Here is an 8,328-nt window from a genome sequence, read left to right on the forward strand (position 1 = left end):
ATGCCAACAACCAGCCTGTCTCCAGCGGCGTCTATTTCTACAAGATGTTCGCCGGCAAGTACAGCAGCACCAAAAAGATGATCCTGATGAAGTAATTCCTCAGGTCGATAAGACTCCCGCCCCGGAAAGGTTTCGCCCTCCGGGGCTTTTTTTTTGGCTTGCAACCCCCCGTTTTTCTCATACGCACGTTTATAGAGGCGGATAAATCCGCGGTGTCATTCCGGACGCAGGTGCTTCAGCGCCGGAGATCCGGAATCCAGACGGTTCGGCTAATGCCCTGAAAGGGTGTCGATGCAGACTGCGTCTGGATCGACCCCGCCACCCCGGAATGACAGGCGCGGCGCCGATCCCCGAAAAAAATATTTCCAAACCTGGCGTTTTGTTACTCACTATCAATAGGGGGATGTATTTGAAATGTGAAAATCATCCTCTGTCTCAGCGCATAGTGTGAAATGGCCTGTGAAAATGGTTTCAGGGACGCGAAGGTCAGTTGTGGATGCTTTTGGAAGCTATGGGCGGCTTCGGCTGCTCAAATAACACAAAAGGAGGTACCATGAAAGTACCCGAAAAACAAATGCCGCTTCAGGAAAGCGGTGTCCCAAACTCCCGGGAGGCGGGGGACGAGGTCCCCAAAGCCTGGGATGAACAACTGACAAGCGTAACTCCGTATTCGAAACTACCCGTTCGAAGCAAAGCGGAGCTGGAGTCCGAAGAGCTCCTCGATCTCTTCGGCAAACCGCGGCCGGTGGCTCTCAATGAACGCTACCTGCCGCCGGTGATGGATGAGTACCTCGAACTCACCAAACCCTGTACAGACGCCAAACCGGGAATGCTGCTGACTGCCTGGCTGCCTTTCGCGGCGGTGAATCTGGGCAATCGGGTGTACATGCTCAACAAGCATGTGAGGGTCTATCCCAACATCTGGAGTTGCCTGATCGGCCGCAGCGGGATCAGTCGGAAGTCCACCGCGCTCCAGTTCGCCGGCTACAGTGTTCAGCCCTACGAAAGTACGCTGGACGACCTCACGGCCGTCGAGTACGAGCGCCAGACGCTGCTCATGAACGGCATCACCCTGTCCAAGCTGCTCAGCTATCTGTCTGAAAATCCCTGCCGCCTCTTCGTCCACAACGAGATCGGCGGCTGGCTGGCGGAGATGAACAAAAGCTACAACGCCAGCTACAAACAGACGGTGACGGAGCTCTACGACGGGGTGAACCGCACGGTGTCCAACCGCGAAAGGTTCGAGCGCGTGCGCAAGCCCGCCCTGTCCATCGCGGCAGCCACAACAGAGGGATGGCTCTACAAGAACGTGGGGGACAGCGCCGACCTGTTGTCCGGCTTCCTCCAGCGCTTCCTCTTCTACAACGCGGGAGAGATCGAGCTCGCGGACATCGACCTCAACCTCGGCGCGGAATATGACCTCGCCGAAGTTCTGGAAGTCTTTGAGCGAAAATACTTCCGCCTGTGGAGGGCCATCCCCGGCCACCAACTGCTGCGTCTCTCGGACGACGCCAGGGAGTTCCGCGACCTCGAATACGCCCGGCTCTATGCCCGCGTCTTCAGCCGCAACAACGATGCCCTGCTGAGCTACTTCACCAGGATCTACGACGGATACTGGTTCAAGTTCTGCGTCATCGACACCCTGGCCGAGAATGCCTCCGGGCTGCGCAACGCCCTGGAATACAACCAGGTGGGCGAATTCTTCGCCGATGAGCTGCGCGTGGGATCGGAGGCCGCCATCAGGGCCATGGAGCTGTGCAACTTCTACTTGCGCAACACAATCCCGCTCCTGAGAATGCTGGAAGACCAGGACAAACTGGCCCCCGAACGCCGGCTGGTGGAACTCATCGTCCACAAATACGGAGGACAGGCGCCCCACACCAAACTCATGAACAGCGCCCACATGACCAAGCGCGAGTTCATGGCTGCCGTGGAAACCCTCATCGAACGTGAGGCGGTGAAGGTGGAAACCTACACGTCGTCCAAAAACAGGCCAGGCAGGATGTATGTCATCCATCCCGCCATCCTGGAATCGTGGAGGCCGAACCATGAAGGTACTCCATAACCTAACACACAAGGAGGGGAGGGCATGTCCCTCCCCTTATCTTTGTGGCTCAAGTTCATTTTGGTGGGTAAACCAGAGAGCCGTTTCCGTCATTCCGGGGAGGGGCTCGGCGTTTTTTCTCCCGACCCAGCTCCGGCATGTCATTCCGGAACGTCTGGATTCCGGGCGCGACTTTGTCGTCCCGGAATGACGTAGCGGTGGAGTATTCGGGTGAGAACATCCGGAATGACGCAACGGTGATGTATTCAGGTGAGAACGCCCGAAATGCAGCTTAGGCTGTCCTCACTCGATTTGAAAGAGAGCTGGATTTTGGGTTTGGAAACACTGGGCGGTTCCTATTCTGGATCCTATCAGAACCCTTTAGCAGAGCGGTTTTAGGGTATATAAAGCACAAAAAAAGCCTTCTCCTCCCTCCCCGGCGGAAGGGCTGACAAGGTAGAGTGTATATAGCCGCTAATGCTATATCTTATTAATCTATATATAGTTATATTATATATTTATTATATTATTATATATTTTACTATTACTATATAGATACAAGCTCAGCATCCTCACTTTTCACTTCCTCCAGCGTGTCCTGGATCCTGGCCATGAGTCCAGGTCCTGGATCAGGTTCCAGGGTCTGGGGTAGGTTCCAAGATCTGGGGTCAGGGTAGAAAAAACCTCTGTTTTCAGCCTTCCGGCGGCGGGGGAGGAGAGGCCGATTTCTGTGCTTTATATACCCTAAACCCTCTCTGCTAAAGGGTTCTGATAGGATTCAAGATAGGAACCGGCAAAATGCTATCAAAAATCAAATTGAGATGGCATCCCCTCTCCGGAAGGTCGACGTCCCCGTCGACCACAAAAATGGAGTGGCAGACGTCCCCGTCTGCTGTCCTCCGGACAAACCAATCCAGGCCTTGCGGGAATAGCCAAACCGATACCAGGCAAATGCGGGGTCGCTCCAGACGCTGTCTGGACCGACACCCTTCCAGGGCATTACCCGGACCGTCTGGATTCCGGGCCCGACTGCGTCGTCCCGGAATGACGTAACCGCAGCGTATGCAAATGGACTCCACGGAAGGTCGACGTCCCCGTCGACCACAAAAATGGAGCGGCAGACGTTTCCATCGTAACAAACGGAGCGGCAGACGACATCGTCGATAACAAAATGGAGTGGCAGACGTCCCCGCCATTCACCCCTCGAACTCGCTGTGCTCGTCCGCGAGGACCCCGAGCCAAGGCCCGGAGGGACTTTCAGAACCCAAACCCAAGCCCCCGCGGGAAAAGACGGAAGGCGGTGGCTTCAGCCACCGTTCTTTGGCCTCAGCGGCGAGGGAGAGACGATCTCCGGCGGTTTCAACCGCCGGCTGACGCCATCCTCCTGTATCCAGTGAAAAGGCCGTAAACGCGACCTCCGGAGGCCGTAGAGGGCGTCTCACTGGGTGTTATGCCGGTGCTTGAAAGCACCGGACATCGTCTTTTTGGGGGCCGGTTCCCGGGCGGTGAACGGTGGCTGAAGCCACCGGCTCCCGTCTGCTGTCCTCCGGACAAACCAATCCAGGCCTTGCGGGAATAGCCAAACCGATACCAGGCAAATGCGGGGTCGCTCCAGACGCTGTCTGGACCGACACCCTTCCAGGGCATTACCCGGACCGTCTGGATTCCGGGCCCGACTGCGTCGTCCCGGAATGACGTAACCGCAGCGTATGCAAATGGACTCCACGGAAGGTCGACGTCCCCGTCGACCACAAAAATGGAGCGGCAGACGTTTCCATCGTAACAAACGGAGCGGCAGACGACATCGTCGATAACAAAATGGAGTGGCAGACGTCCCCGCCATTCACCCCTCGAACTCGCTGTGCTCGTCCGCGAGGACCCCGAGCCAAGGCACGGAGGGCCTTTCAGAACCGAAACCCAAGCCTGCGCGGGAAAAGACGGAAGGCGGTGGCTTCAGCCACCGTTCTTTGGCCTCAGCGGCGAGGGAGAGACGATCTCCGGCGGTTTCAACCGCCGGCTGACGCCATCCTCCTGTATCCGGTGAAAAGGCCGTAAACGCGACCTCCGGAGGCCGTGGAGGGCGAATCACCGGGTGTATTGCCGGTGCTTGAAAGCACCGGACATCGTCTTTTTGGGGGACGGTCCCCGGGCGGTGAACGGTGGCTGAAGCCACCGGCTCCCGTCTGCTGTCCTCCGGACAAACGAACCCCGCCCTTGCGGGAATAGCCAAACCGATACCAGGAAAATGCGGGAAAAGCCAAACCGATACCAGGCAAATGCGGGAAAAGCCAAACCGATACCAGGCAAATGCGGGAAAAGCCAAACCGATACCAGGCAAATGCGGGGTCGCTCCAGACGCTGTCTGGACCGACACCCTTCCAGGGCATTACCCGGACCGTCTGGATTCCGGGCCCGACTGCGTCGTCCCGGAATGACGTAAGCGCAGCGTATTCAAATGGACTCAACGGAAGGTCGACGTCCCTGTCGACCACAAAAATGGAGTGGCAGACGTTTCCATCGTAACAAACGGAGCGGCAGACGTCCCCGTCTGCCAAGGCCCGGAGAGCCTTTCAGAACCCAAACCCAAGCCCCCGCGGGGCTTCACAGACGGAGACGTCTGTGACTCCTGTGAGGCGCCAAACCTCCGCCCCGCCACCACTCCAAGACCTCAAAACACCCCCCAAGCCGCATCCCACTCACTTCCCCATGACTTCCCCCTGACTTCCCGCCCGACCGGCGGGAACTCAGCGGGAGGTTAGCGGGAGGCATATGGGAGAGGGTAAAGGGCGAAAGACGGTGAAAAACATAAATAGTGCAACGATATGTATAACAATAGTATGAATACATTCCGGTGAATCAGCCAAAAAAATCTTGACATGATTGTGGGAAACCCAGTGGTTGGAAACCAAGTGAAGAAGTGAGTCAAGAGAGGCAAACATGAAGAAAACACTGACAACCGCCGTCCTGGTGGCGGCGCTATTCACTGGTTTGGCGGCCTATCCGGCCATCAACGGCTGGGAGCTTTTGGAGCTGAAGGGAAGGGTGAAACAAGCCACTTTCTGGGCGGACAGCAGCGCCCGCTACCATTTTGACCCCGAGGGGCTGATCACCCGCAAGGAGACATTCACCCCCGTTTACAACGAAGATGACGTGGTGATGGAAAACATGAAGAGCGTTCACGATTTCAGCTACGAAAAGGGCGACGCCGGCGAGGTGACCCTGATGCTGCGCAGCCGGGACGGGGAGATCGAGGAGGCCACGGAGTTTTTCTACGATCCGGCCGGCCGGCTGGCCCGCTCCTTCACCACCACCCATTGCGGCCTTTGGGGTCCGCCCCACGAAGCGCCGCTATACCGCGAAGCCTGGTGGGACACCGCCGGAAACAAGATCTGCGAACTGGCATACCAGCGCAACCAGCTCTCTTATCTCCAAACCTGGGAATACGACGGCCGGGGCCTGCTGATCCGCAGATCGGCGTTCGGGGGGTTGTTCATGAACCTGACTGAACAGGACGAATATGAGTACAATTGGCGCCACCTGGTGGGCAAAGCCACCCACAGAAGCGGCAAGGGGCTGGAATATGTGGAGATCAGAACCTACGATTACGACAACGAAGGCCGGGTGGCCCAAATGTGGTTCGACAACGGCCATAAGGATTATGAAAGCCTCACGCAGTACGAGTACGCGATAAACGGCTCCGAGCAAACCACCTACGAAAAGCACTTCGACGCAGACGGAAAGCTGAGAGAGGAAGAAAGCATTTACGAAAAATTCGACGCCCAGGGCAACCTTCTGGAGTGGGAGGGCTATCCCAATCCCCATTATTGCGATTACATCTATTATGGGGATTAAAGCCGGGATGACAACAGGCTTCAGAGCTTCACGGCAGTAACACTGCAGTAGGCGCGGCCGATCAATCCAGCAAAATGATCTTTTTGGTGACCGCTCCGGCAGACGCTGTGAGGCGGAGGAAGTAGACGCCGGAGGGCAAACCCGACAGGGGCAAATCCAGCTGGTGTTCGCCGGGGCCTAGTTCGCGGGAAAAGAGGCGCTGTCCGCGCAGGTTGTAAAGGGCGAGGGAACCGGAAGCGTCGGAGGGCAGAAAGGCTTTGGCGAAAGCAATTTCTCCACAACGGAGGGGGTTGGGAAAAACGCCGGAAAGCCAGGCCTGATCGCCAATGGTGGGGGAAAGGTGATCATCCGTCCAGGTGCCGTCGGCGCTGATTTTGGCCGCGAAGATGTCGTCGCCGCTGACGGCGGTCACCTGGATCGGCCCGAAAGCGGCCAGCAGGCCGAAGGTCCCGGTCACGCGGCAGGAGCCGTCGGATACCGCGGCCGCGCCTCTGGCCCAGTCCCAGCCTTCGCCCCCGGCGCTTTTCGCCCACATCCAGTCGCCAGCGTCGCTGATCTTGGCCACGTAGAGTTCGGCTTCCATCCCGGTGAGGTTGGTTCCACCGAAAGCTGCGGGGCTGTTGAAATATCCGGTGATGAAGGCGTTTCCGGCGGGGTTTGCAGCCACGCCATAGCTGAAATCGTGGCTGGGTCCACCGCCGCTATTCGCCCAAAGCCAGTTGCCCTCAGGATCCAATTTGGCCACAAAGACATCCGCCATACCTGGTCCGGTGAGGTTTTGAGCGCCGAAAGCGGCGGTTCCCACAAAGAATCCCGTTACAAAAGAGTTTCCGGCGGGATCGACGCTGATCCCCCAGGCCTGGTCTTCCTCCGCTCCTCCGGCGCTGGCGGCCCAGAGCCATTCCCCAGAGGGGGAAAGCTTGGCCACGAAGATATCCCGGTCGCCCTGGTTGTCCAGATTGGTGGCGCCAAAGTTGGGGCTGCCAAGGAAATAGCCTGTGATGTAGCTGTTTCCGGCGGGATCGGCGGAAATCCCCTTACTGCCGTTGGTGCCAACAGCCCCCGCGTGGGTAACCCAGGTCCACTCAGCGGTCTGAGCCGCCAAAACTGGGGCTGAAACAAGATAAACAATGATCGCCGCAAATCTGACGACAGAGTTCAGCATCGCGACCTCCCATGCTTCAAGATTTAAAAAGCAATGTCACAGATGTCACCATCAGATGTCAAGGGAAATCTTGACAGGCCTCCCACCCGCGAAACTTATCACATCGATCCACGGCGCGAAAACGCTTCAGAGCTTCACGGCGGTAACGCGGTAGAAGGCACGCTCCAGTGTAATGTGTCACTGAAAACTTCAAATTCTTATCACTTGGACAAGTGACGCTACCGCATTGTCTATAAATGGGATATGGGAGGTGAATCAGTTCTGTGTTGGGCTTGGACACTCCTATTGGATATGGACTTTTCTATCATCAAAAACTTCAAATCCGGTCACTATACTGATTTACGTGGACATTTACTGGAACAAAGCAAGTTCCAAGTTTCTGGGCGTAACCATCTATAATGAAATAAGATAGAAAGTCAGCAACACTTGGTGTTTTAGGCTTGGAAACCATCGGACTTGGACATTTGAAGTTTTCGGTGATCCAATTTGAAGTTTTCACTGACACATTACAAGAGATTCCGCCTTTTTCTACATTATCCCCAACACTGATATCTATACATGAATAAAAATCAAACGATTTGATATTCTGCTTGACATCATGCCATAGTTCTGACCAGTTGACTCAACTTGTATTGAATATACTGGAGGATCGTAAGGACATGTTTAAAGAGGTATTGCACTTTCTGGTGTTTCTATTGGCGTTCGTAGGATTAACTGCCCAAACACCAGTATGGCAATGGGCAGTTAAGGCTGGCAGTAGCGAAAATGACGAAGGGTATGCAATTGCCCTCGACAGTCTAGGTAATCAATACATAACTGGTGAGTTTAGTTGGATTATTGGTTTTGGCACCACGATGCTGACATCCGCTGGAGACAATGATATCATCGTCGCCAAACTGGATTCCAGCGGAAACTGGCTGTGGGCTGTTCGGGCAGGTGGAACAAGTGGGGACTCTGGCTCAGGTGTCTCCGTGGACGAATTTGGTTGTGTGATTGTTACCGGGCATTATAACGGTAACGCAGATTTCGGCCCCTTTATGCTGGCATCAAACGGGATAACAAGTTTCTTTGTCGCTAAACTGGATTCCGCTGGCAACTGGCTATGGGCTGTCCGGGCGGACGGGATATCCGAGGATATAGAAGGCATCCCCCCAAAAAAGTGAGTGTCAGGAATTGCAGTAGTCCCTATAACAAGAGAGTATGGCATTATTTTGTCCACCGATTTGTGATTTCCGGAGCCATTTGGCCATTTGTCCTCAAAGTTCGA

4 protein-coding genes are annotated in these 8,328 nt (G+C 55.7%); 3 read left to right on the forward strand and 1 reads right to left on the reverse strand.

The genetic code is table 11. The features are described from left to right. The first annotated feature begins 553 nt into the window (after nt 1–553). Together LHW45_10510 and LHW45_10515 are read left to right on the forward strand one after the other, a co-directional pair. The gene (locus tag LHW45_10510) at nt 554–2,065 is read left to right on the forward strand and encodes a DUF3987 domain-containing protein (GenBank protein MCB5286002.1); all 1,512 of its coding nucleotides are present in this window, start codon (nt 554–556) and stop codon (nt 2,063–2,065) included. Between the two features lie 2,916 nt (nt 2,066–4,981). Next, the gene (locus LHW45_10515) at nt 4,982–5,896 is read left to right on the forward strand and encodes a hypothetical protein (GenBank protein ID MCB5286003.1); all 915 of its coding nucleotides are present in this window, start codon (nt 4,982–4,984) and stop codon (nt 5,894–5,896) included. Between the two features lie 61 nt (nt 5,897–5,957). Here the strand turns inward: LHW45_10515 and LHW45_10520 are convergent, their stop codons facing one another. Then, on the reverse strand, nt 5,958–7,061 hold the full coding sequence (locus tag LHW45_10520) for a T9SS type A sorting domain-containing protein (protein ID MCB5286004.1): 1,104 nt from the start codon (nt 7,059–7,061) through the stop codon (nt 5,958–5,960). Between the two features lie 659 nt (nt 7,062–7,720). Here LHW45_10520 and LHW45_10525 point away from each other — a divergent pair. Further along, nucleotides 7,721–8,224, forward strand: coding sequence for a hypothetical protein (locus LHW45_10525; GenBank protein MCB5286005.1), 504 nt, complete (start codon nt 7,721–7,723; stop codon nt 8,222–8,224). Nucleotides 8,225–8,328: the final 104 nt, after the last annotated feature.

The sequence above is a fragment of the Candidatus Cloacimonadota bacterium genome, assembly GCA_020532085.1.
GTDB lineage: Bacteria > Cloacimonadota > Cloacimonadia > Cloacimonadales > Cloacimonadaceae > Syntrophosphaera.

Excerpts from the sequence above, each read along its gene's own strand:
- LHW45_10515 (MCB5286003.1), top strand. The coding sequence starts at position 4,982 with ATGAAGAAAACACTGACAACCGCCGTCCTGGTGGCGGCGCTATTCACT.
- LHW45_10520 (MCB5286004.1), bottom strand. The coding sequence starts at position 7,061 with ATGCTGAACTCTGTCGTCAGATTTGCGGCGATCATTGTTTATCTTGTT.
- LHW45_10510 (MCB5286002.1), top strand. The coding sequence starts at position 554 with ATGAAAGTACCCGAAAAACAAATGCCGCTTCAGGAAAGCGGTGTCCCA.
- LHW45_10525 (MCB5286005.1), top strand. The coding sequence starts at position 7,721 with ATGTTTAAAGAGGTATTGCACTTTCTGGTGTTTCTATTGGCGTTCGTA.